The sequence below is a fragment of the Nocardia sp. NPDC003183 genome (assembly GCF_053590715.1).
Window position 1 is genome coordinate 1 of record NZ_JBSFTG010000028.1, and the last position, 21,965, is coordinate 21,965.

Genomic DNA, 21,965 nt, shown 5'->3' on the forward strand with positions numbered 1-21,965 from the left:
GTCGGCGGTGCAGGGTGCGGAGTCGAGTTGGTGACGCTGTCATCAGGTCCTCCCGGCCACGGTCGGTTGCCGGGCCACAAGGCTAACCGGTGAAATCTCGAATCTTGTTACGGTAGAACAGGTTCCGCGTTCTCCGATGGTCCGGTCGACAAGTTTCGTGTGCTCACGGAATGGCCGGTGATATCGGGGTGGTGGCGAGCCAGTCGATCAGGTCAACTTTGAAGTCTAATACGTCCGCGGGCCGATCCGAGCGCCTCGATGCGCCCAAGGCGGCGAGCGAAGGGTGTTGCGGCGCCGTCGATTTAACCCCGTGGTGCCGCCAAGCCCTGCGTCAATGCCCAGGTTAGCTGTGGACGACGGCCTACTTGGCGATGGTGGGTCGTGGCAGGTGGCGCACCCCGAGCAAAGCGAACTGGATGCTCGGGGTGCGGGAACCCGAGGCCGGTTTGTCTTCTGGCTTACGATTCGTGCGACCGCGCCCCGCGAGATCGCAGATATCGGAATTCCACGAACCAATCGAGTAGTTTGGGGTCATCGACTGAGTCGGATTTGACGACCCGGTTCGGATCGGTGCCCTGAAGTATTCTCTTGACGGGTATCTCGAGTTTCTTGCCGGTACGGGTATGTGGGATGCCGGGTACGGCGACAACCTCGTCGGGAACGTACCGGGGGGAGAGTTCGGTGCGAATCGCGTTGTTGATCGTCGCGATGAGGTCGGCGTCGAAGCGGGCGCCGGCGGCGAGGACTACGAACAGCGGCATCCAGTACCCGCCGTCGGGCTGTTCTGCCCCGATGATCAAGGCTTCGGCGACTTCGGGGAGCTTCTCGACAATCTGATAGATGTCGGCACTGCCCATGCGGATTCCGTTGCGATTCAACGTAGAGTCCGAGCGGCCGTGCACCACCACGCTGCCGTGGGTGGTCATAGTAATCCAGTCCCCATGGCGCCACACTCCGGGGTGGTACTCGAAATACGCACTGCGGTAACGCGAACCATCTGGGTCGTTCCAGAATCCGACCGGCATGGACGGCATTGGCTTGGTGACCACCAGTTCACCCATATTGTCAAGCAGTGGTGAACCATCGCTATCCCACGCTTCCAGAGCGACCCCGAGACAAGGTGCAGACAACTCACCGGGCCATACCGGCACAGTGCGCGCGCCACCGGCAAATGCGGTGACTACATCGGTACCGCCGCTGACGGAAGCGACCTGGATCTCTTTGCCGACATTGTCACTAAGCCACAGGGAGGAAGTGGCCGGCAGCGCTGACCCCGTTATCCCGATCACTCGAAGCGCCGACAGATCATGGTCTACACGCGGGACCACCGCCGCCTTCATGCAGCCGAGCACGTAGCCGGGACTTGTGCCCAGCACGGTGGTCCCGGTCCGGTCAGCCATCTCCCACAGTGCATCCGGAGTCGGAAAGGCGGGACTGCCTGCGTAGCAGACGATGGTGGCGCCCACGAGCAAACCGGAAACCTGGTAGTTCCACATCATCCAGCTGGGGCTGGTATACCAGAAGAAGGTGTCGAGCGGTCCAATATCCGATTGCAGCGCAATAGATTTCAAGTGCTCCAGCAGTACACCGCCGTGACCGTGCATGATTCCCTTCGGCAGCCCGGTGGTGCCAGAAGAGTAGACGATCCATAGTGGATGGTCGAAGGCAACCGGCTGGATGTCCATCGCGCAGTCGTCCCGCGTTGCCTCTTGCCACTGCATCGTATCCGGCACTGGAAGTCCGAGGCTGGAAACAACTACTGTTGCGCGTAGCTGTGGCATGGCCGCGCGCAAAATCTCGATCTCTTGGGTTCGATTGTGGCTCCTACCACCGTGCCGATAGCCGTCCGCGGTGACGAGTACCGTCGGCTGCAACTGGCCCAGTCGATCCAGAGCCGCCTGCGCCGAGTAGTCCTGTCCACAGGCGCTCCAGATCGCGCCGATGCTGGCGGTGGCGAGGAATGCGACCACCGATTCGGGGATATTGGGCAAGTAACCAACTACTCGATCCCCAGCGCGGACGCCGCAGGATCGCAACGTGGCTGCGAATGCCGCTGTCCGCCCCAACAGTTCGTCCCAACTCATTTCGCCGACTGTGCCGTCCTCGTCGATCGACACGATCGCCGGACGGTCAGTGCGAGAATTACGCACCACCTGATCGACGTAGTTGAGGCGGACTTCCGGGAACCAACGTGCGCCAGGCATTTCCGAGTGGGCCAAGACTTGTCCAGGCAGTGGCCCGAGGTCGAAATAGTGCCAGATCGACTCCCAAAAATCCGAAATCTCGTCGACCGACCAGCGCCACAGTGCGGTGTAGTCGGGAAGATCTATAGACATTCGGTCTGCGGCAAAAGTCGCAAAGTCACTGATCCGGGCGTTATCGCGGTCGTGGGTGGTCGGAAGCCATTGAGGCTCAACGGGTCCTGCCCCATGCAGTGGGCTCATTGATATAACTCTCCAATTGACAGCGGAGCGGGTCGCTTCGTTCGGTTCACCCGTTCATGAGGATGCTTGGTCAAACCATTCGTCAGGGACGTGCCAATCCCATTCAGCGAGGTCGACAGCCTCGTTTATATGGCGATAGCGGGTGTATTCGCGGTAGGTGTCGACGGAACCGGTGGTGCTGACTCCGATGAGAATCAGACCCGCCGTAAAGTGCTGCCAAACGCCCGATTGGGTGATGTTGTGCTGCAAGGGTCCTCCTGTGTACCCCGTCGACCGCTCGGCTGTGTCGACCTAGAGCGGGGTGGTCCTCCGCCACCGCATGTCCGGTGATGAAAGGTGAGGCGCGAACGAAGGGGGAGGGGGCAGCATTCGCCCGTCGGAGCCGTGTCGGCACAACCTCTCGCCGGCCTGCCCTCTGGATAGTGACTCAGAGACTCGTTGGCGTATCGAGCCTGAACAGACGTTGTGTGTCAGGTCACCTCGGCCTCGCCAGATCTGCTTCAATGAAATTAGAAAACCATGGTCGGCGTCCCGATCAGACCGTATATTGATTGTGCCCTCAGTCGGAAATCGCGGACGGCTCGAATGTTCGATTGTCGAACATGCCGGGTCTCGCAACGTGCCGCTTGCTTGGCCGGAGAGGATGCAAACGGGTCTCATTGCCATACCTACAATATGGCCACGCTGGACACGTGTCGTCAATGATGGACAGCAAATACGTCTGACAGTCATTTCTAGTCTTTGAAAGATGGAGACTGTTGAACCCGTTCTGGGATAATTCGTCGGGGCGAGACCCGTCACTGGTCAAGCCCGGACGATCTGGCCGGCGGGGCCCACGAGTACGCTGTCCGATTTCACCGTGAATCAACTTGGCGAACGAGTTCTTTCCTGCTCGGCTGAGCCGGCGAGTGCGTGCTCCCTGCGGCTGTTATCCTGATTGCCCCGCATCTGACAGCGGTTGACCAACGCCGTTCAGCCACGACTGCAGGCAAGATCGATCGGTGCCACAAGACTTTGCGCGCGGAGTTCCTCGACGGCGCAACCGCGGTCGAGAGCCTCGATGCCGTCCAGACACGATCGAGCGCGCCTACATCCACACCCGACGAATTTGAAGAGAGCCAGAACCGACCCAGGACACCGAAGCGATCGTGGTGGCTATCGGCCGCCGACCTCGACGCTGGAGCTGGTCCGCGCGAGGACGACGTGCCACCTGCCTGGCTGTTCAGTCAGCTGGTAGTTCGCCGCGACGGGAGCCACTTAGTGGGAAGATGGAACGCACACCATCTGCGAAAGTTCTCGGATCGACGTCGCCGATGATCAGGTGCTGGAGCATGAATCCGGTGAGCATGCCCAGCATTGCTGTTGAGGCTGCGTGGACGTCGGTATCTTTCGGTAGCCATCCCGCATCCCGCATCCGCTCTGCATATTCTTGCCAAAATCCTCGAATATCCCGAAGGGCTAGTGAAACATGCTCGCCGACCCCTGGGTCGGTCAACGCTAGTGCCCAAGCTTGCGGAGCAAGCCGACCCCGGTCAGTGGCGCCGGTGTGCGAAACGATGTACTCGGCGAGAAGCTCCATCAGGTCAACAGGGGATGGAAGTGGATCTGGCCGAATGGAGTCGGTCATCAACGTATGCAACTCGTTTGATGTCTGTGCCGCGACGGCGACGATCAGATCTTCCTTGCTCTCGAAGTATCGGTACACCGCCCCAGCTGACATCCTCGATTCGGTCAGAATATCTTGCATTGACGAATTATGAAAACCTTTGCGCGCAAAACATAGCTGCGCGGCGTCAAGAATCTGTTGACGGCGACGTTCTCGATGCTCATCACTTACGCGCGGCATGGTGACCGACTTCTACCGTAGATGCCGTTCGGTGGGGTGTAGGGGCAGGTGGAGATATCACGACAAATGTGCCTTCAACCACGCAGTGGTGAGCTCGATGTTGGCTGTGGTGTCGAATTCATGGCCTTCGTGCCCTGCGTTTCCGAGCACACAGAACGTCGACGAAACTCCTGCCCGAGTCAATGCGTCGTGTAGGTATCGCCCTTGCGACTCGGGAACAACTCTGTCACGGTCTCCGTGTGCGATGAGAAACGGGGGTGCGTGAGGATGCACTCGGTGCACGGGGCTCGCTGCCCTGACCCGCTCGTCATCGGCGGCGATTGGCCCGTGCCCGAAGAGTGAGTCCTCAACGGGCGGTTCGAGGATGAGCTGTTCGAGCCATGAGCGGCGGCTGTTGGCTATCAGGTCCGTCGGCGCGAACCAGGTGACTATGGCTTGCACCGAACTCAGCTCTGGTGCGGATTCGCCGTCGGGTTCCTCCAAGTCCGAGTTGTTCGTGCTCAATGCGACCATGGCTGCGAGGCAGCCGCCCGCTGAGGCGCCCCACAGCCCGATCTTCTCCACCGCGAGTCCGCGCTGAGTTCCGCTCTCGCGTAGCCAGCGCACTGCGGCCTTAACATCGTCAACTGGGGCGGGATAGGTTGCCTCGGGTGCGAGACGATAGTTCACCGAGGCAACGGCGATCCCGCTGCGAGCGACTGCGGCCAGTCGCTCCTCGCTGTTGTCGCGTTTGTCGCCGGCCTTCCAACCGCCGCCATGGAGGTAGATGACGACCGGGACGTCGGAATCGGACTGGGGCCGATACAGATCCAACATCAGGGTCGTCCGGTCGATGACCGCGTAGGGGATGTCGTGATAGGTGCTGATTGGGCGCATTGCTACTTCCTGACGAATTGGCGCTACCGAGAGACGTTCACGCTGAGGTTTCCTCGAGTGAACGGTTGCGGGTTTCGATGGCTCCGACAGCGACGGTGGCAAGTGCAATCGCGGACGCTACAGCCAAAGCTGTGAATACCGCTGATGTTCCGCCGTGACCGGAGAGCATGAATCCGAACACCGCAGGGGCAATGATCGACGCGAGTTTGTTGAGACTACCGGTCGCCGAGGTGGCCCAGCCACGCATGCGGGTCGGATAGAGTTCACTGGTATACAGGAAGAGGAAGACCGCGGGCACGGTGGTGCCGACGACCATGGTGCAGCCGCTGACGAACATGACCGGCCATGAGGTTTGTCCGAGCAGTCCGATCACGATGAAGCCGTAAAGTGCTCCGACCCCCGCGATGGCGAGGCCCCCGATGAGCAGAGGCCTTCGTCCGACTCGGTCGACCAGGAACACCACGATGTAGATGACTACCAGTTGCACACCGCTGGTGGCCATGGCGAGCAGTAGTGACTGTGATTGGGGCAATCCGCCGAGTTCGACGTACATGGTCGGCAGCCAGGTGAGGCAGCCGGAGTTGACGAAGAAATTGGCGAACCAGACCACGGCCAGCATGATCGTGCGGGTCCGGTAGGCGGGGGAGAGCAATTCACCATATCGGAATGGACTGTCAGCGACGGCAATTGTCTCGTGCGGTGGCGGGAGTTCGACGCCGTGCTTCGTAGCCTCGTCCTCCATCTCGCGCACACGGGTGTCAGCCGCGACGCCGCGGCCCTTGACCGCAAGCCAGCGCGCGGATTCGGGGAGCGAGAAGTAGGCCCACACCGCAATACCCAAGGGGAGTGCGCCGATTGCGAGCAACACGCGCCAGCCCGTTTCCTGACCGAACGCGCTCGTTGCGGCCAAAGCGGTCAGCGGTGCGAAGAAGATGCCCCAGGCGAACAATGACTGGTACATCCCGTAGAATCGCCCCCGACCATTTCGTCCGAGGAACTCGCTCAACAGGATCGCGGCAATCGGGATCTCAGCGCCGAGTCCCAGTCCCTGCACGACTCGGAAGATAAGCAGGCTTGTTTCGTTCCATGCCAGCGCGCATGCGAGCGACATACCGCCGAAGACCACCAGGGAAATGATGAACGGGCGGCGCCTGCCGACCCGGTCGGCGATCGCCCCCGCTAGGAGCATCCCGATCCACTGCCCGACATAGCCGGCGCTGATGATAATGCCTGCTTCAGCGAGGCTGATGCCGAACGACTTCACGATCAGCGACAGGACGACAGCGATGGTCATCGCATCGAATCCGTCGAAGAAGGTCCCGGCACCGACTTGGCCTGTCAGCCGAATATGGAAGCGGCCGAACGGTATTCGATCGATCCGTGCGGCAACGAGGGACGGGCTCGCCGCCGTCGTGATCGTGACGTTGTCGGCAGCGGAAATTTTCGGTTCCAGCATGGTGGTCCTTCAGTGGGCGTGAAGTGTGGCTGAACTCGTGGCGCTACGTGCGTCGCCGAGCTGGTGGCAGGTTGCGAGTGAGGATCTGCTGCTGGGATTGCCGAGCCGAATCCATCAAGGTCGTGGGGTCGATATCGGTGAGGTGGCCGTCGCGTTTGACGACACGGCCTGCCACGAGCACCGTGTCGACATTGCCCTCGTGTGCGGCGAGCACGACCGAGTAGACCGGGTTGGTCACGGGTCCGAGGTTCAGGTCGCTGGCGCGGAGTAGGACGATGTCGGCTTGCTTGCCTGGGGCGAGGGAACCGATCTTGTCGCTCATCCCGACCGCTCGAGCACCTTGGACTGTGGCGAACTCGAGGACATCACGCACCCGCAACTCGGGCACACCGCCCACCGCGGAATGCCCGCCACCCATCCAGGAGCGGTGGTACGCGTACAGCATGCGCATCTGGGTGAACATGTCACCGCTACATTTGGTTTCGGTATCGCCGCTGAGGCTGGGACGGATGCCGCGGGCGAGGAGCTTGTCGAGTGGGATATCGCCCATACCTTGGGAATTGAGTTCGCAGTGCACGCCCAGCGATACGGTGGCCCCGGCGTCGGCGATCATGGCGAACTCGTCGTCGTGGCTGCGGCTGCAGTGCACGAAGGTCATGTCGTCGCCGAGCAGGCCGAGCCCGGCGTACTGGGCGACCGCGCGGTGGGCAGCGTTGTGGGGGTAGGCGCCGACATGCACCGTGGTCCGGATATCGAGTTCGCGTGCGAGCCGCAGATCAGCGACCCAGGTGTCCTCGGCTGCCATCTCGGGGCCGCGAGCCGCCATCGCCAGCGTTAGCAGCTGGTCGTCGCCGGCGAAGTATTGGGTGCGTAAGCGGCGAATATCGTCAGGATGGCCGAGTTCGCTGCGGTTGGTCCAACGGTTATCGGTCAGCAGTGGCCAGCCGTGGGCGAACACCGCGCGGATCCCGGCCTCACACAGACCTGTGATGGCAGCGTCCGAGTGCGCCGGGGTGTTCTGGATGTGAGACCAGTCCACCAAGGTAGTTGTTCCGGCGCTCAATGCCGCCGCGGCGCCGAGCTTGTTCCCGATATAGACGTCATCCGGCTGATAGGAGGCGCCGATGCCGACCAGCATTTCGGCGAAGTAGCGTGCCGGGTCCATATCGGCGTAGCTGTGGCGCACCGCGCTCTGCCAGGTGTGGCGATGGGTGTCGATCATCCCCGGGATGGCGATCATATCGGTGCCGTCGATCACCTCGGCGTCGGTGACGTCGAGGCGTTCGGCGATGGCCGAGATCCGGGTGCCCTCGATCAGGATATCGCCGACCAGATCGCCGATATCGTCGTCCATGCTGACGATCTGAGCTCCGTGCAGGAGCAGCCGCCCGGTCATCGCTCGACTTTCAGCCATCGCTCGATCTGCGCCACGGCGCGTTCGGGGCTCGGCGTGGCGGTATCAGCCCACGCGACATAGCTGTCGGGGCGCAACAACAGACTCCGCACATCGTGCAGGCCCGCCGGTGCGGGGGCCAGAACCCCGGAGACGAGCAGGACAGGTGTCCGGCCGAACTTCAGTTCGTCGTAGTAGTTTTCACCCGTGCAATCGATGAGCACGAACTCGTGACCTCGCAGCAATTCGCCTGTCCGGACGAGACCGTCACGGGTCTGCAAGACCAGATCGGGCGCGCGCTCGCCGACGAATGGATGATCGGTCGCTTCGCGCGGATAGGGAAAGCTCAGGCCGTTCAGATCGCGAACCAGCGTCCGACCCACCTCGGGCAGGGGGAAGAGGCGCTGTTCGAAGAATCGCCGGTAGGCCAGCCCTTCGGGACTGAAGTCGAACTGCATAGCGCACTGTGCGGCAACGCTTTCCAGGAGTGATTCGGTCACCGGTCGTCGCTCGGCCTCGTAGGTGTCGAGCAGCGATTCCTCGGCGACGCCGTAGATAACCGCAGCCAGCTTCCAACCCAGATTGAACGCGTCCTGCAGGCAGAAGTTCATACCCACACCGCTGGCCGGGTAATGCACGCGGGTGCTCTCACCGACCAGCACGATTCTGCGGTCCCGAAAGCGCGATGCGATACGGGTTTCGTCGGTATAGCGCGAACCCCAACGCAATTCGGTGAAGTCAAGGGATTCTCCGAAGATCTCGCGCACGCACTGGTGAACCTCGGCGACGGTGACCGGCTCTGACTTGTCGGCGTGGCGACGCTGCTCGTGCACGATATTGAACCGGGTGATGTGACCGGTCTCGTCGAAGGGGAAGGCCGCGGCCCAGCCGTGCTCGTTGTGTCCGTTTGCGCGAGGTGCGTCCCACGGGAAGTCGAGTACGACGTCGGCCACCATGCCGGTGAACGTGGCATCGTGGCCGTCGAATTCGATTCCAGCCGCCCGGCGGACGATGCTGCGGGCCCCGTCGGCCCCGACGACATATCGGGCAGAGTAAGTCTGCTCGGTGCCGTCGGTCAGTCGCGCTCGAACAGCGACACCCGCATCGAACTGTTCGACAGTTTCGACGACCGCCCCGCGCACGATGCGCGCTCCCCGGGCGGATGCGTGTTCGGCGAGCAGTTCCTCGGTGATGTTCTGCGGCAGGATGAGTCGGTAGCCGAACCGTGATTCGAGATGGCCCCAATCCAGTGGCTGGAGTCCGGCCCAGATATGGAACGGGACCAGTGGGTTGTCTCGGATCGTCCGTGCTCGGTCGATGAAGGTCTGTGCCAGATCTCTGGTGTCGAACAGTTCGAGCACGCGGGGCAAGATGGTGCCTGCCCTCGATCCCACGGGTTCGGTCCGGCGTTCCAGGACAACGACGTCGACGCCGGCCGCGGCCAGTTCGGCAGCCGTCATCAATCCAGATGGGCCGCCACCGACGACCAGTACGTCCACGTTCATGGTTCTTCCTTAGATTGGTGAGTATGGGGATCGGCTCATCTGGGATCGGAGGGCGCTCCGATATCGAACAACCCCATGAGCTGAGCCAGGAGGCGGTAGTAGCCGACCAGCGCCGTCACCTCGGCGATCGATGTCCGGTCCAGCGGTTGCGCGGTGATGCGGTCGATCCCGGTGAGCGTTGGTTGATCCACTGCCCACGCGGTGAGCATCGCGACGGCGGCCTCTCGTGCGTCGGTCGTGACGAATGTTCCGGCATGTAATCGGGCGAGCTCGGTCTCGTCCAATCCGGCCGCCCGCCCGGCCGCTTCGTGCGCGTACCGTTCGAATGAACTCGCGGTACAGCGTGCGACAGTGAGGATGGCGATTTCGCGTTCACGACCGGTGAGCGTGGTTCGGTAGCGCAGGGCGGCACCGAGAGCCTGCAGCGGCCCGCCGATCTCGGGAAATTCGACCATGAGGCCGAATGGGCCCTGGAGCTGACCGGCCGCATCGACGAGTGGAAATTGCTGCGGCCCGGAGCCTCTGGGGCCATTCATGATCGCGTGGTAGACCTGTCGCTGCTGTCGGCTCAGTTCGGCGATGTCCACGTGGTCAGACCTGTGCGACGTAGGTGCGATGGAACCATCCACCGGGCGCCGATCCCTCGACGACAATGGCGCGTTCGCGAATGAGCCAGCTGGTATCGGCCTGCTTGCGGACGGTGTCACGCCACATGCCCCAGTGGTCGGGGGCTGCCTCGTCGGTGATGGCGAAGAAGAAGGTGTCCACCTGTGCTTCGGTGGGGCCGGTGAAGCAGATGTCGACAGTGGTGATGTGGTGGCGAATGTAGGCGGCTTCGCCGTCGCGGACGACTTTGCCGAGTTCAGTCGGCGGGATGGGAGTTCCGTCGGGCAGCACGAGTACGGCGTCGGTGGTGAACAACCCCAGCATGTCGGCGAAGTCCATCTTGTCGCGCGCGGTGTGCGCGTAGCGGTGGACTACTGCGTGGATGAGTGCCCGGTCATCAGTGCGTGCGCGGGTGAAGCTGCGTTCGGTCATCGGGATTGTCCGTTCAAGAGATCGGTGGATGCGCTGAGTGCGTGTGGGTTTCGAACCGTCAGCCACTGATCGAGCTGACTCAGCACGTCGGCGGGGGCAGGCGGCAGTTCGGTCGCCCAGGCAAGGTAGGCGTCAGGGCGGACAAGCAAGCACGTGACCCGGTCCAATACGGTCGGCAGGCTCGCGGGGTGGGCTTGCACCACATTGACCGCGGGGGAATCGAGGTCGCGAAGTGCGCCGGTGCCGCTCAGGTCGAGCAACACGAATCGTCCGTCGCGCAGCAGTTCGTAGAGGCGGGCGGTGGATCCGTCGCTGCGGAGCAGTTCGAAGTCGGGTACCGGGTGCCCGACCCGGGGGTGGCTGGGCTGCGTCGAGGGGTAGGGGGTTTCCACGCCGTTGAGCTCGAGCTGCAGCTGGGAGTTGACAGCCGGTATCGGCAGGAATTTCTCTTGCAGGGCGCCCGATAGCGTGAGGCCCTCGGGGCTGAAATCGAACTGGATCGCGACCTGTGTGTCGACGCTACGCAGTAGGTCGAGGCTGATCGGGCGCCGCTCTGTCTCATAGGTGTCCAGCAGTGCCTCATCGGCACGGCCCTGCAGTACGGCGCCGAGCTTCCAGCCGAGATTGAATGCGTCCTGCAGGCAATAGTTCATGCCCATTCCGCTGGCGGGGTAGTGAATTCGGGCGGATTCGCCGACCAGGAAGACTCGGTCGCTGCGGAAGCGGGACGCGATCCGCTGCGCATCGGTATAGCGCGAGGATGCCCGCAATCCGGGGATGCTCACGGTTTCACCGAGGATCTGGCTTACGCATTCGGTCAGTTCGGCGAGGGTGACCGGGGCGGACTTGGGTTTGGTGCGGTCGTCACGGTGGACCATGACGAACCGCGTGAGTCCGGGACCGAAGGGAAAAGTGGTGAGCCAGCCGTATTCGTTGTGCCCGACACGAAGTCCGCCCGGCCAGGGGAAAGCCATTTCGGCATCGGCGATGACGCCGGTGAACGTGGCATCGCGTCCCTCGAAGGCGATGTTCATCAGTTTGCGGACCGCGCTGTGTCCACCGTCCGCGCCGACGACGTAGCGTGCACTGGCCTGGCAAGGGTGGCCGTCAGAGTCGAGGGAGGTGACCACAATTCTGTCAGCGTCGTGCTGCAGGTCGACGACTTCCTGGTGGAACCGGATGTCGACCCCCTTTTCGGTGGCCCAGTCGCGCAGGATCATCTCGGTCTCGTGTTGCGGGAGGAACAACGTGAACTGGAACCGTGAGTCGTGGGTCGTCCAGTCGATGGGGTGCATGCCACCCCAGATATGCCAGCTCTGAAAGGGGTGCGGATTGATCTCGCAGGTCCGGCGAATGAAGCGGTCGGCGATGCCGCGGGCGTCGAAGAGCTCCAGCGGTCGCGGCAACAGCGTGCCTGCCCGCGACACCGGGTCGCTGCTTCGCTTTTCGAGGACGAGAACCTGCGCGCCGGTGGCCGCGATCTCCGCGGCGACGGTCAGCCCGGAGGGCCCGCCGCCGACCACGATCACATCGACGTCATTGTCGGTCATGGTGTTTCCCTAGTGATGAGTCGTGCACCAGGACAGCAGTGCTCGATGTCGTTGGTATGTTTCGTTGGATGGGCATCGGGTCGAAGGGGTCCGATCCGGCATGTGGAGCTCAGGCGTCGTAGAGTCGGTCCGCGAACCAGTCGGCGACGATGACATGCTTTTCGTGCGAGTGGTTGTAGAGGCAGTGATCGCCGTCGGCCCACTCGTCGAACTGTTTGTCGGTACTGGCGGCCCCATCGAACAGGGCACGTGCGTTGTCGATCAGGAAGACCTGGTCAGGGGTGCCGTGCAGCACGAGCAGCGGACAGGTGAGGTTTTCGAGCAGAGCAGGTGTCAGCCTGAACTGCTCCATTACCTGGCGGGCCTTCTCGGGGTCGTCGATCCCGGTCACCGCGGTGATCTTGGTGATGAAGCGGTGGTAGCGGTCCAGGATTTCGGCAGGTCGCACGGTGCCACCATTGACACAGCACGCGGCGACTCGGTCGTCGGTGACGGCTGTCAGCGCGGCCAGGTAACCACCCATGCTGTTGCCCCAGATGCCTACCGTGCCGGCGAGGCGTCGGTCGTCGAGCAGATGGTCGATCACCGTCGAATATGCCTGTGCGATATCGGAATCCATGTACAAGTCATGAAACAGACGAGTTTCGCCCTGGCCCGGTCCGTCCACGAGGAACACTGCGAGGTTGCGGTCGAGCAGGTATTGCGCGCCGACGTGGTACTCCTCGCGCCAGCCGTCGTATCCACCTGTGACGATGACGACCGGCGGGGCGGGGACATTCGGCGGTCGTAGCAACCAGCCGCATACAGCGCCGCCGCGGTAGGGGATCTCGACATGGTCGACCGTCGGCTCGCTGAGCGCGCCCGCGCGTGCGTAATGCTCGATCAGCAAGCGATACATAGCCAATTTGCGCGGGTCATCGTCGGGTAGTGGAACCTGGCCTACCCGATAACAAGCTGAGGAAAGCAGGTGCCACTGCCGAGCACTGTTGGTATGCCCCTGAGACAGAGCTACCGTGGCACGCTGACCATTGATCGCGCCGAGTTCAGCCGCGGCTTCTGCCCACGGTTGTCCGGCGTCGACGCGGGCGTACAGATCGACGACATCCGCGTAGTCCATGCCGTTGCCGGTGAGTCGCTGCAATGGCATCGCGCGTTTGTGCGCTTCGACCTCAGCATGCCATGGTTGCTGGTGGGTCATCGAGCGACCTCCGCCGAGGCCGGTCTCGAGTTGATCGATCAGCGATGTGACCGCATCGGCTTCATCGGTGGCCGCGAAGATGTAGAAGTCGGGTCGGTACAAGATGGCGACGACTCGGTGTTCGGCAAAGTAGTCGGCGTAGTAGCCGTCGACATCGACGACTTCGCCACCGGAGCCGGGCGCCGACAGAGTAACGACCTTGCCGCCGAGATGTTCGAAAACTGCCGTGCGGTGGGCATCGATGTCGATGTCAGTGCCGGGCGCGAGCAGCAGTACCCAGCCCGAACCCAGCACGTCGTCGAAACGTCCGATGGTTTCGCCGATGGCGATGCGGCCTTGCGGGGCAAGGGTTCCCGCGATTTCAGTGTCGGCGTCGGTGCCGAGCAGTCCTGCCTCGATGTGGGGGAAGGGCGGTGGCGGTGGTACGTCGCCGCGGCGGAAGGCTTCGTCTCGCGCGGCCGCCGTTTCGGGATCGAAGGTGCACGAGACTCGCCCTGCCTCCATGGACATCTCGATCAGCGCGGCCACGTGTGGTGCTCGCTCGGCGCGATAGGAGTCCAGCACAGTGGTCCCGCCGATGCCACGCATCGCAAGATCGAGGCGCCACGCGAGTGCCTTGGCGTCGCGTACGCCGGAGCACATGCCCTGGCCCATGAAGGGTGGCATGACGTGCGCTGCGTCGCCGATGAGGAAGATCCGGCCGTCGTGCCATCGATCGGCGAGCTTGGACCCGAAGGTGTAGATCGCCTGTCGTACGAGCTTCGCGTTCTTCTCGGTGACGCCGTAGGGCGCCATCAGCTCCCATGCCACCTCAGAGCTTTCCATCTGCGCGGCGGTTTCTCCTGGCAGCAGGGCGAATTCGAAGCGTCGATGGTTCTTGCCCAGCTGGAACAGGCAATGCGGGCGTGCCGGATCGCAGATCTGGCCGTTGTCGAAGCCGAAATCGAGCGGCTCGAGCGGTTCCAGATCGCATACCAGCCAGGTTTCGCGGAATCCGAAATCGTGTTGCCCCGCGCCGATCTGGCCTCGGACGAAGCTGTTGGCGCCGTCCGCCCCGATCAGATACCGCCCCCGAACGATCCGGACATCGTCACCCAAGACCTTCTCACCCTCGTCGCCGAGGTGCACCGAACGGAACTCCACCTCGACGTGGTCGGGGTGGTGTACCAGCGCGACGGCCTCCCATCCCTGATGGATGCTGACCGTGGGTAGCGCACGCACGGCGTCATCGAGAGCATCCTCTATCAGAGGCTGATACATGATGTAGTCCGACGGCCAACCGGAGATGCCGTCACGATCCCAGTCGAAGGTGATCAGCGTTTCGCCTGCGGCATTGCGGAATACGTACTTGGTCGCGCGAAACATGTCCTCTTCCAATCGCTCGGCGATGCCGAGCGATTGGAAGATCCGCATGATCTCGTGGTCGATGTGCCCTGCCCTGGCACGCCCGTACAGCGTGGGCCAGCGCTCGAACACTGCCACCGAGTACCCGGCCTGACCGAGCAGCCCGGCCATGGTCTGGCCGACCGGGCCGTAACCGACCTGCACGAAGTCGTAAATCTCTTGCTGGGACATCATCGTCTCCTGGATGGATGAATCGGGGTCAGCCGGCGTGGTGGGCGCCGGTCATCAGCGCGGCGAGGTCTTCGGGGTGCAGAAACGACGGCGGCGGTGGCGGTCCCCAGTTGAACAAGCCCTTGGCACCTTCGAAGGTCTGCGGCCTCCACAGCTGGTCATCGACGATGCAGTCCATGTCGGAGTAGTACTCGGAGAAGTTGCCCGCTGGATCTTTCAGGTACCAGAAGAAGTTCGACCCCGCGTGGTGGCGGCCGAGGCCCCACACGTGACGTTCAGGGTTGCCTTCCAACATCGCGGTCGCGCCGCGCCCGACGTCGTCGATGTCATCGACTTGCCAGGAGGTGTGGTGCAGGAAGTTGACCGGTGCCTTCAATACGAGCACGTTGTGGTGATCAGTCGAACACCGCAGAAACGCCCCGTGGCCCTTGATCTCGTCGGAGAGCTTGAAACCCAATCCGTCGGTGAAGAATCGACGGGTGGCGTCGAAGTCGATCGTGCCGATCACGACATGGCCGAGTTTGCGAGGACGGACCGGATCTTCCCGCAAGACACCAGGGGCGCGGAGATTCCCGCGTTCGATCCTGCCCGGTCCGTTGTAGGCGGTGGCGGGCTGCACCGGCTGAACCAGCCGGTCGTCGACTCGAATCACCGCCCGAAAGCCGGCGACCGGTTCCACCGCGGTGACCGACCGACTCGTCAGGTCCACCGGCAGCCCGAGTCCCCGCAACCGGATCGCGGCCGCGGCGATATCGTCGGAGTCATCTGCACCGACCACGATCTCTACCAAGCGGCGGCTAGGTGCGGTGACCAGCCGCAACTGGTCACCGGCGTCTCGGGTCGCCAACCAGCCGTCGTCGGCGGGGGCGAGGCCGAATTCGGTGTAGTAGTCCCGAGTCGTTGTCGGGTCCGGAACCCCGATGGTGACTGAGGACAGTCGATGCAGCGCCACTACCTGCTCCTTCGAAACGTTGTGCGGTCAGCGACCGGCGACCAGCAGGTGCCGCATTTCGCCTACGCCGCGGATGTAGCTGGTCAATTCGTCGTTCGGTGCGAGAAACCGTTGGGGAGTGCGCCCGAAACCGACGCCGGCGGGGGTGCCGGTGAAGATGACATCGCCGGGCAGCAACGGCGTGATCGCCGATAGGCGTGCGATCAGTTCCGGCACCGGGAAAACCATGTCGGAGGTCTTGCCCTTCTGCATCTGCTCGCCGTTGATCAGGCAGCCCAGTTCGAGGTCATCGGGGTTGTCGAGCTCGTCCGGAGTGACCAGCAGCGGGCCGATCGGACCGAACCCGGGGTGCGATTTACCCATGCTGAACTGCGCGGCAGGGCCCACACGCTGGCGGTCACGCTCGGAAAGATCCTGTCCCACCGACACACCCGCCACATAACTCCAGGCGTTCTCGGCAGGGACGTGATGTGCTTCGCGGCCGATCACCACCACGAGCTCGACTTCCCAGTCGACCTTGCCCTTGGGGAGCTCGATGGTGCCGTAGGGGCCGGTGAGTGAGGTCACGAACTTGGTGAAGACCGGTGGTTCCTCGGGTACAGCGAGGGATGACTCGGCTGCGTGATCGGCATAGTTCAGTCCGATCGCGAAGATCTGCCGCGGCTGTGGCGCCGGATTTCCGAACTCCGACGGTGGGATATCGGCGAGCGGTCGCCCGGTGTCGGTGACTGTGGAGCAGAAGGTGACCAGCTCTTCCCATCGGCTATAGGCGTCCTGCATCGTCGAGCCGAACCGATCCGAGCTCGCCTGCGCGATATCTACGACGGTGTCAGATGCCGTGACCAGTGATAGCCGGTCAGAGATGTTGGCGAATCGCACGATGCGTGCTCCCTGGTTCAAGGGGGTGGGCTATGCCCTCCCCGCGCGGTGTTGTGCCTTGAGTCACTTTCGAAAGTAGCAAGCTTCTTTCGATACTTCAAGTGTCTTTCGAAAAACTGGTACGTGTTGCTGTCGGGTTGCGGCGACGCTGTGTCCCACCGGCCGGGTGGCGCCTGTGATGAAGTGGGCAAATTTCGAAACTATCGACCTAGTTTCGATACCTTGCTAGCGTTTCGTATGGTGCTACCGTGGTCGCATGGTGAAGAACAGCGGAACGACTCGCACGGACGGCGTCTACCAGGCGCTGCGAGCCGACATTTTCGGCGGGCGCCTGATCCCTGGGGAGCGGCTGAAGTTCCCGGAGCTGTCGGAGCGCTACAAGGCGAGCGTGGGCGCAACTCGCGAAGCGCTGACAAGACTGGCGGCCGAGGGATTGGTAACGGCGAAGGCGCATCAGGGTTACCTGGTCCGCCCGCTGTCGCATCAGGATCTGGCCGATCTGACCACTGCTCGCGTCGAGATCGAATCGCTGGTATTGAAGCTGTCCGTGCTCGATGGCGACATGCGGTGGGAAGCAGATGCCCTTGCCGCACACCACCTTCTGGAGCGGGCGCAGTACCGGGATCCCGCCGACCCGAACCATCCGACCGACGAGTGGTCGGCGGCGCATGTCGCATTCCACAACGCCCTCTTGGCAGGCTGTCGCAACCGCCGGTTGCTCAACACCGCGCAAGCGTTGCGTCAAGAGGCCGAGCTCTACCTGCAATGGTCGATGTCCTTCGGCAACGAACCGGACCGCGACGTTGCCGGCGAGCATCAGGCGCTACTGGACGCAGCCCTGGCCCGCCAGGCCGACCGCGCGCAGGAACTATTGCGCGATCACATCGCCCACACCGCACAATTACTGATCAGTTGTGCACTGGACGAACCGAATTCGGCGGCGGTGGACCGTCGATAGCCAGCTCACGAGATAGGTTCGGCATCCAAGAGCGCGAACAGGACTCGGCACGGGCGGTCCGAGCGATTCACCCATCCGTGATTGGTTCCGCGCTGTATGAGGACGTCTCCGGCATACATCAGTGTCGAGTCGTCGTCGAGGACAGCGTAGATCTCGCCCTCGATGATGTAGGCGTAGTCCAGCGACGCGGTGCGGTGCATGTCGGGCGCCGATTCCGCCGACGCAGGCGGAAAGTCGACAATTCGCAAGACGGCGCCTCCGTCGGGTGGTTCGAGCGGAACAGCCGCGATGACGGGGTCTACGTACTCGCCGGAGTTGTCGGGAGCGCCACGGTGTAACCACAGGTTGGTCGTCTCGACGCCGCGGGTCAGTTGTGGCCGGGCAGTGCCGTCGGCAACGAAGATCGCTTTGCCGGACGTGTCATGACCGGTGACGATTCGCCGAATGTCGGACATGGTTGTTGTCTCCTATTTCGTTCGTTGCCAAAGGATGTAGCTGGCCAGCGGCTCTCCGCCGAAGTTCATCGGTGGGGTGTCGAGTTTGAGCGTGTCTGCTTCGAACACGCACGTGCGTCGCAGGTCCAGGCCGACGAAATTGGGAAACGTCGAATACCGCACGTGGTGGATGACGGTGCCGGTCGTTTCGTCGACTTCGAACGTCCCGCAGTAATTGATGATCGACTCGTATGCTCTGCGCTTCTCTGTAGCAGTGCCGCCGTCGAGTGAGTCGTCGACGAACGGCGTACGGTCCTCGACGGACAGGGTCGTGCTCATCAGCCCGCCGTCTGTGTAGATCAGCAACCCTCCGCAGGCATCGGCTGGACCCAGTGGCGGGTCCAGTGATTCGCCACCCCGAAGAATCCTCCAGTCGATCATCTTCCAGCTCCCCACCAGTTGCTGGCGGACTGTGATGGTCATTCGACCTCCTCGGTCGTTCGTATCGGTTGGCGCACCTCCGTCGCCAACATTCGATCTGAAGCTTCTCATGCGAAACGCTATTGATGTGTCGAATCTCTCGTGATACTTTCGAAAGTGATTCGGGACACACCATCGGTCCTCTTCTGGACGCACTGCGGCGACTGTGCGCCACGACCGCTCTCCGAAGGTGGTGTTCAGCCGCGCAGGTTGTCTCGCTGCTGAAGGCGTCCGCTCCGCTCAGTCGAAGCGCTGACGCTGTCCGGCCCCGGATCCACTGCTCTGTTCTGGGAAGGACACCTCTGCGATGACGCAGTCCACAGACCGCCTGACGGCCTCAACTCCACGCTGGGTGTTGCCCCTCGGTGTGTTGATCCTCTTCATAGATGGCTACGACCTATTCGTTCTCGGGGCGGTCGGTCCATCGCTGCTCGACTACTCCGACTGGGACGTCAGTTCGTCCACGCTCGGGCTGCTCGGCAGTGTGACCGCGCTCGGCATGCCGCTCGGTGCGTTCGTCGCGGGCCGTGCGAGCGACACCTGGGGGCGCAGGATTCCGATCACGGTGTTCCTGACGTGGGTTTCGGGCTGCATGATCATCACTGGTCTGGCGCCCAACCTCTCGGTCTTCGGCATCGGTCGCTTCCTGACCGGAATCGGGCTGGGAGCTCTGACACCACTGGTGGTGGCCTTCGTAGCCGATTGGGCAGCACCGGCACGTCGTAGCTTGGATGTCGGTACCGCTCTGACCGGGATCGCCGTCGGCGGGATGGTGGCCGCGTCCGTTGGCCGGGCGGTCCTGCCCGAACTGCATTTCCAGTGGTTGTTCCTGGTGGGGGTACTGCCATTGGCACTCGTTCCGCTGTGCTGGAAGCTGATCCCGGCAGGATTGCCGACCGACGACCGGGCGAACACGCTGGAGACTTCGCTGCCCGAAACGACACCACTGCGGGAAGTGTTCGCACCCCGAGTACGGGCCGCCACCTTGCTGTTCGCGACCGCCGGCTTCTTCGGGCTGGTGCTGGTATATGGCGCCAGCACATGGCTACCGACACTGATGATCCGCGCGGGGTACGACCTGCATTCCGCGTTGGAGTTCACCATCGCATTCAACGGTGGTGCGATCGTCGGAACGCTGGCCGCCGCGGTCTTGGCGGATCGTGGCGGCCACATCAAGGCCATCACGGTCGTGTCGTTCCTCTGCGCCGCGATCGCTATGTTGGCGTTGAGCACGCACCAATCGAGATGGCTCGTGCTGGCGATGTCGGCGGTCGCGGGTCTGGGCGCGCTCGGCACGCAGAACTTGATCAACGCCTATGTCAGCCAGTATTACCCGGCCCGGCTGCGTGGTACGGCGCTCGGTGTGAGCCTGGGCCTCGGCCGACTCGGCTCGATTGTGGGGCCGAGCTATCTCACGATCGTCACCGCCCTCATCGTCACACCCGGCGCGGGCTTCTACGGGTTCGTCGTTCCCGCTGTTCTCGGAGCCGTCGCAATCAGCCTCGTGCCCGTTCGCCGTCGCGCGCAGCAGCCACCACAACGTGAAACAGGCCAACTTGTCGTGGAACATCCTTGAACCACAATGCTTTTGGAGGGCGTCATGAATTCGATGAGACCGAACACATACACCACTGACGTCGTGATCGTCGGCGCTGGACCGGTCGGCCTGACATTGGCCCATGAACTGGGGGAGCGTGGTATCGCCTGCGCTGTCATTGAGCCCCGCATCGTGCCGGGCGCCGCGTCGCCAAGGTGTAAACAGATCAACCCCGTGTCGATGGCTACCTATCGCAGGCTCGGCGTCGCGGACACCATTCGCGCCAACGCGCGCCTGCCGTTCGGCTGGTCGGATTCCGCGGTCTTCTGCACCAGCCTCACCGGACACACCATCGAACGCTTCGACGGCGTCTTTGCGCTCTCGGATATCCAGCGCGACGATCTTGCCGAACCCGCTCAATGGTGTGCACAGAACCGGCTCGAAGAAGCACTCCGAGACAGCCTGGGCGTCCGCCAGTCGGTGACGACCTGGTGGGGATACGCACTCGACGAGCTACGTCAGGACGATTCCGGAGTCGACGCCGTCGCTGTCGGCCCAGGTGGAGAGCGTCGGCAGATCCGCGCCAAGTACCTCGTCGGTGCGGACGGCAGCCGTAGCCGAGTGCGCCATGAGATCGGTGCTCAGCTCTCCGGCCGCGGCCACGAGGTGCAAAACGTCCAAGTCATCTTCGACGCCCCGGGACTCTCTCAAAGGCACGCGCAAGGCCGCGCCGTGCAGTACTGGGTGGTCAATTCCGATACCAACGGACTCATGGGGACGTTGGACACCGAAGACAACTGGTGGGCCATCATCGTCGATGCGCCACCCGATCTCACGGAGGAATCTGCCCGCCGTGCCGTTCACGCCATGATCGGCGAAGAATTCCCGATCAGCATCCGCAGCATGGACCCCTGGCAAGCTCGGATGCTCGTCGCCGAAACGTATCGAAGCGATCGCTGCTTCTTGGCCGGCGACGCCGCACACCAGAACCCGCCCTGGGGTGGATTCGGTGCGAACACCGGCATCGGCGATGCCGTCGATCTCGGTTGGAAGTTGGCCGCTGCCATCGAGGGTTGGGCAGGTCCACATCTGCTCGATTCCTACGAGATCGAGCGCCGGCCTATGGCACTGCGTGCGATCGCCGAGGCCGAACGCAACATGCAGGTACTCACCGGCGATTTGGTCCAACCCGGGCTCGACCGTGACGGCGACGACGGCGTGCAAGCCCGACTGAAGGCCGCCGCGTTGATCCGACAAACCAAAACGGCCGAGATGTACACCCTCGGGTTCGTACTCGGAGCGACCTACCAGGACGCGCCGATGATCGACTCACCGAACACGATCGTGGACGAGGGCCCGACGTCCAGCTATCGACCATCCGGAATACCGGGATCCCGGCTGCCGCATCTGTGGCTGGATCGCCGTCGGTCGCTCTACGACGTCCTCGGACCGGGTTACACCTTGCTCGAGATCGCCGCGCCTGCCGCACCGGAATGGGACGCCGCGGCGCAACAGCGGAGACTCCCGTTCGCCCGATATCGGCTACACCGACCTGACCTGCACGGCTATTTTGGTGCCCGATACGTGCTGGTTCGCCCCGATCTTCATATCGCGTGGCGCGGCGACACTACCGCGAACGCAGGTTCGGTACTGGACCGGGCTCGGGGTTTGTGACCCGACGGCCCTCGAAACATTCCCCTTGGAGTGCAGGCATCCGGCCGACCGGGACCGATTGACATCGCACCAATCAAATACTTCGTCCGGTGTGCGTGCTGGCTTGGGGCGAGGTTCAAGCGCGGTCGATAGTCCGTGCGACACCATAAGAGAGAAAGTAGTCACGATGA

18 protein-coding genes are annotated in these 21,965 nt (G+C 62.9%); 3 read left to right on the forward strand and 15 right to left on the reverse strand.

What is annotated here, in order from left to right; genetic code table 11:
* Window positions 1-458: 458 nt before the first annotated feature.
* The 13 genes from ACWDXS_RS34895 to ACWDXS_RS34955 all read right to left on the reverse strand — a co-directional run bounded on the left by ACWDXS_RS34895 (window position 459) and on the right by ACWDXS_RS34955 (window position 16,712).
* On the reverse strand, window positions 459-2,444 hold the full coding sequence (locus tag ACWDXS_RS34895; RefSeq protein WP_449972462.1) for an acetoacetate--CoA ligase: 1,986 nt from the start codon (window positions 2,442-2,444) through the stop codon (window positions 459-461).
* Between the two features lie 54 nt (window positions 2,445-2,498).
* The gene (locus tag ACWDXS_RS34900; RefSeq protein WP_449972465.1) at window positions 2,499-2,693 is read right to left on the reverse strand and encodes a hypothetical protein; all 195 of its coding nucleotides are present in this window, start codon (window positions 2,691-2,693) and stop codon (window positions 2,499-2,501) included.
* Window positions 2,694-3,666: 973 nt separating this feature from the next.
* On the reverse strand, window positions 3,667-4,290 hold the full coding sequence (locus ACWDXS_RS34905) for a TetR/AcrR family transcriptional regulator (RefSeq protein ID WP_449972468.1): 624 nt from the start codon (window positions 4,288-4,290) through the stop codon (window positions 3,667-3,669).
* Between the two features lie 57 nt (window positions 4,291-4,347).
* Complete coding sequence (locus tag ACWDXS_RS34910) at window positions 4,348-5,274, reverse strand: alpha/beta hydrolase fold domain-containing protein (protein WP_449972471.1); 927 nt, start codon at window positions 5,272-5,274, stop codon at window positions 4,348-4,350.
* The gene (locus ACWDXS_RS34915) at window positions 5,204-6,622 is read right to left on the reverse strand and encodes an MFS transporter (protein ID WP_449972474.1); all 1,419 of its coding nucleotides are present in this window, start codon (window positions 6,620-6,622) and stop codon (window positions 5,204-5,206) included. The genes ACWDXS_RS34910 and ACWDXS_RS34915 overlap by 71 nt, the downstream gene beginning before the upstream one ends.
* A gap of 43 nt (window positions 6,623-6,665) precedes the next feature.
* Window positions 6,666-8,018 carry an amidohydrolase family protein gene (locus ACWDXS_RS34920; RefSeq protein WP_449972477.1) on the reverse strand — a complete coding sequence of 451 codons (1,353 nt, stop codon included), beginning with the start codon at window positions 8,016-8,018 and terminating at the stop codon, window positions 6,666-6,668.
* The gene (locus ACWDXS_RS34925; protein ID WP_449972480.1) at window positions 8,015-9,520 is read right to left on the reverse strand and encodes an FAD-dependent oxidoreductase; all 1,506 of its coding nucleotides are present in this window, start codon (window positions 9,518-9,520) and stop codon (window positions 8,015-8,017) included. Before ACWDXS_RS34925 ends, ACWDXS_RS34920 begins: the two co-directional genes overlap by 4 nt.
* 35 nt (window positions 9,521-9,555) lie before the next feature.
* Window positions 9,556-10,056 carry a carboxymuconolactone decarboxylase family protein gene (locus ACWDXS_RS34930; protein ID WP_449972483.1) on the reverse strand — a complete coding sequence of 167 codons (501 nt, stop codon included), beginning with the start codon at window positions 10,054-10,056 and terminating at the stop codon, window positions 9,556-9,558.
* A 55-nt stretch (window positions 10,057-10,111) separates the two neighbouring features.
* Window positions 10,112-10,558, reverse strand: a complete 447-nt coding sequence (locus tag ACWDXS_RS34935; RefSeq protein WP_449972486.1) for a nuclear transport factor 2 family protein — start codon at window positions 10,556-10,558, stop codon at window positions 10,112-10,114.
* A complete protein-coding gene (locus tag ACWDXS_RS34940; RefSeq protein WP_449972488.1) occupies window positions 10,555-12,108 on the reverse strand; it encodes an FAD-dependent monooxygenase in 1,554 nt (517 codons plus the stop codon). Before ACWDXS_RS34940 ends, ACWDXS_RS34935 begins: the two co-directional genes overlap by 4 nt.
* Before the next feature lie 109 nt (window positions 12,109-12,217).
* Window positions 12,218-14,881: a bifunctional 3-(3-hydroxy-phenyl)propionate/3-hydroxycinnamic acid hydroxylase gene (locus ACWDXS_RS34945; RefSeq protein WP_449972491.1), complete on the reverse strand. Its 2,664-nt coding sequence runs from the start codon at window positions 14,879-14,881 to the stop codon at window positions 12,218-12,220.
* Window positions 14,882-14,909: 28 nt separating this feature from the next.
* On the reverse strand, window positions 14,910-15,833 hold the full coding sequence (locus tag ACWDXS_RS34950; protein WP_449972494.1) for a VOC family protein: 924 nt from the start codon (window positions 15,831-15,833) through the stop codon (window positions 14,910-14,912).
* Window positions 15,834-15,860: 27 nt separating this feature from the next.
* The gene (locus tag ACWDXS_RS34955) at window positions 15,861-16,712 is read right to left on the reverse strand and encodes a fumarylacetoacetate hydrolase family protein (protein ID WP_449972497.1); all 852 of its coding nucleotides are present in this window, start codon (window positions 16,710-16,712) and stop codon (window positions 15,861-15,863) included.
* Between the two features lie 256 nt (window positions 16,713-16,968).
* Between ACWDXS_RS34955 and ACWDXS_RS34960 the strand changes: the two genes are divergently transcribed.
* Entirely contained in the window at window positions 16,969-17,670 is a 702-nt protein-coding gene (locus tag ACWDXS_RS34960; RefSeq protein WP_449972500.1) for a GntR family transcriptional regulator, read from the forward strand.
* Window positions 17,671-17,675: 5 nt separating this feature from the next.
* On the opposite strand, the gene ACWDXS_RS34965 is transcribed toward ACWDXS_RS34960, so the two are convergent.
* Window positions 17,676-18,125 (reverse strand): cupin domain-containing protein, encoded by a 450-nt coding sequence (locus ACWDXS_RS34965; RefSeq protein ID WP_449972503.1) that lies wholly within the window; start codon window positions 18,123-18,125, stop codon window positions 17,676-17,678.
* Between the two features lie 12 nt (window positions 18,126-18,137).
* Complete coding sequence (locus tag ACWDXS_RS34970; protein WP_449972506.1) at window positions 18,138-18,587, reverse strand: lipocalin-like domain-containing protein; 450 nt, start codon at window positions 18,585-18,587, stop codon at window positions 18,138-18,140.
* A 304-nt stretch (window positions 18,588-18,891) separates the two neighbouring features.
* On the opposite strand from ACWDXS_RS34970, the gene ACWDXS_RS34975 reads away from it, so the two are divergent.
* Both ACWDXS_RS34975 and ACWDXS_RS34980 read left to right on the forward strand, forming a co-directional pair.
* Window positions 18,892-20,160, forward strand: a complete 1,269-nt coding sequence (locus tag ACWDXS_RS34975) for an MFS transporter (protein ID WP_449972509.1) — start codon at window positions 18,892-18,894, stop codon at window positions 20,158-20,160.
* Between the two features lie 33 nt (window positions 20,161-20,193).
* Window positions 20,194-21,795 (forward strand): FAD-dependent oxidoreductase, encoded by a 1,602-nt coding sequence (locus ACWDXS_RS34980; protein ID WP_449972512.1) that lies wholly within the window; start codon window positions 20,194-20,196, stop codon window positions 21,793-21,795.
* Window positions 21,796-21,965 lie beyond the last annotated feature (170 nt).

Bases quoted from the DNA above. Each gene is read 5' to 3' on its own strand.
- ACWDXS_RS34895 (WP_449972462.1), bottom strand. From the start codon at position 2,444: ATGAGCCCACTGCATGGGGCAGGACCCGTTGAGCCTCAATGGCTTCCG.
- ACWDXS_RS34905 (WP_449972468.1), bottom strand. From the start codon at position 4,290: ATGCCGCGCGTAAGTGATGAGCATCGAGAACGTCGCCGTCAACAGATT.
- ACWDXS_RS34915 (WP_449972474.1), bottom strand. From the start codon at position 6,622: ATGCTGGAACCGAAAATTTCCGCTGCCGACAACGTCACGATCACGACG.
- ACWDXS_RS34920 (WP_449972477.1), bottom strand. From the start codon at position 8,018: ATGACCGGGCGGCTGCTCCTGCACGGAGCTCAGATCGTCAGCATGGAC.
- ACWDXS_RS34925 (WP_449972480.1), bottom strand. From the start codon at position 9,520: ATGAACGTGGACGTACTGGTCGTCGGTGGCGGCCCATCTGGATTGATG.
- ACWDXS_RS34930 (WP_449972483.1), bottom strand. From the start codon at position 10,056: ATGAATGGCCCCAGAGGCTCCGGGCCGCAGCAATTTCCACTCGTCGAT.
- ACWDXS_RS34935 (WP_449972486.1), bottom strand. From the start codon at position 10,558: ATGACCGAACGCAGCTTCACCCGCGCACGCACTGATGACCGGGCACTC.
- ACWDXS_RS34940 (WP_449972488.1), bottom strand. From the start codon at position 12,108: ATGACCGACAATGACGTCGATGTGATCGTGGTCGGCGGCGGGCCCTCC.
- ACWDXS_RS34945 (WP_449972491.1), bottom strand. From the start codon at position 14,881: ATGTCCCAGCAAGAGATTTACGACTTCGTGCAGGTCGGTTACGGCCCG.
- ACWDXS_RS34960 (WP_449972500.1), top strand. From the start codon at position 16,969: ATGGTGAAGAACAGCGGAACGACTCGCACGGACGGCGTCTACCAGGCG.
- ACWDXS_RS34965 (WP_449972503.1), bottom strand. From the start codon at position 18,125: ATGTCCGACATTCGGCGAATCGTCACCGGTCATGACACGTCCGGCAAA.
- ACWDXS_RS34970 (WP_449972506.1), bottom strand. From the start codon at position 18,587: ATGACCATCACAGTCCGCCAGCAACTGGTGGGGAGCTGGAAGATGATC.
- ACWDXS_RS34975 (WP_449972509.1), top strand. From the start codon at position 18,892: ATGACGCAGTCCACAGACCGCCTGACGGCCTCAACTCCACGCTGGGTG.
- ACWDXS_RS34980 (WP_449972512.1), top strand. From the start codon at position 20,194: ATGAGACCGAACACATACACCACTGACGTCGTGATCGTCGGCGCTGGA.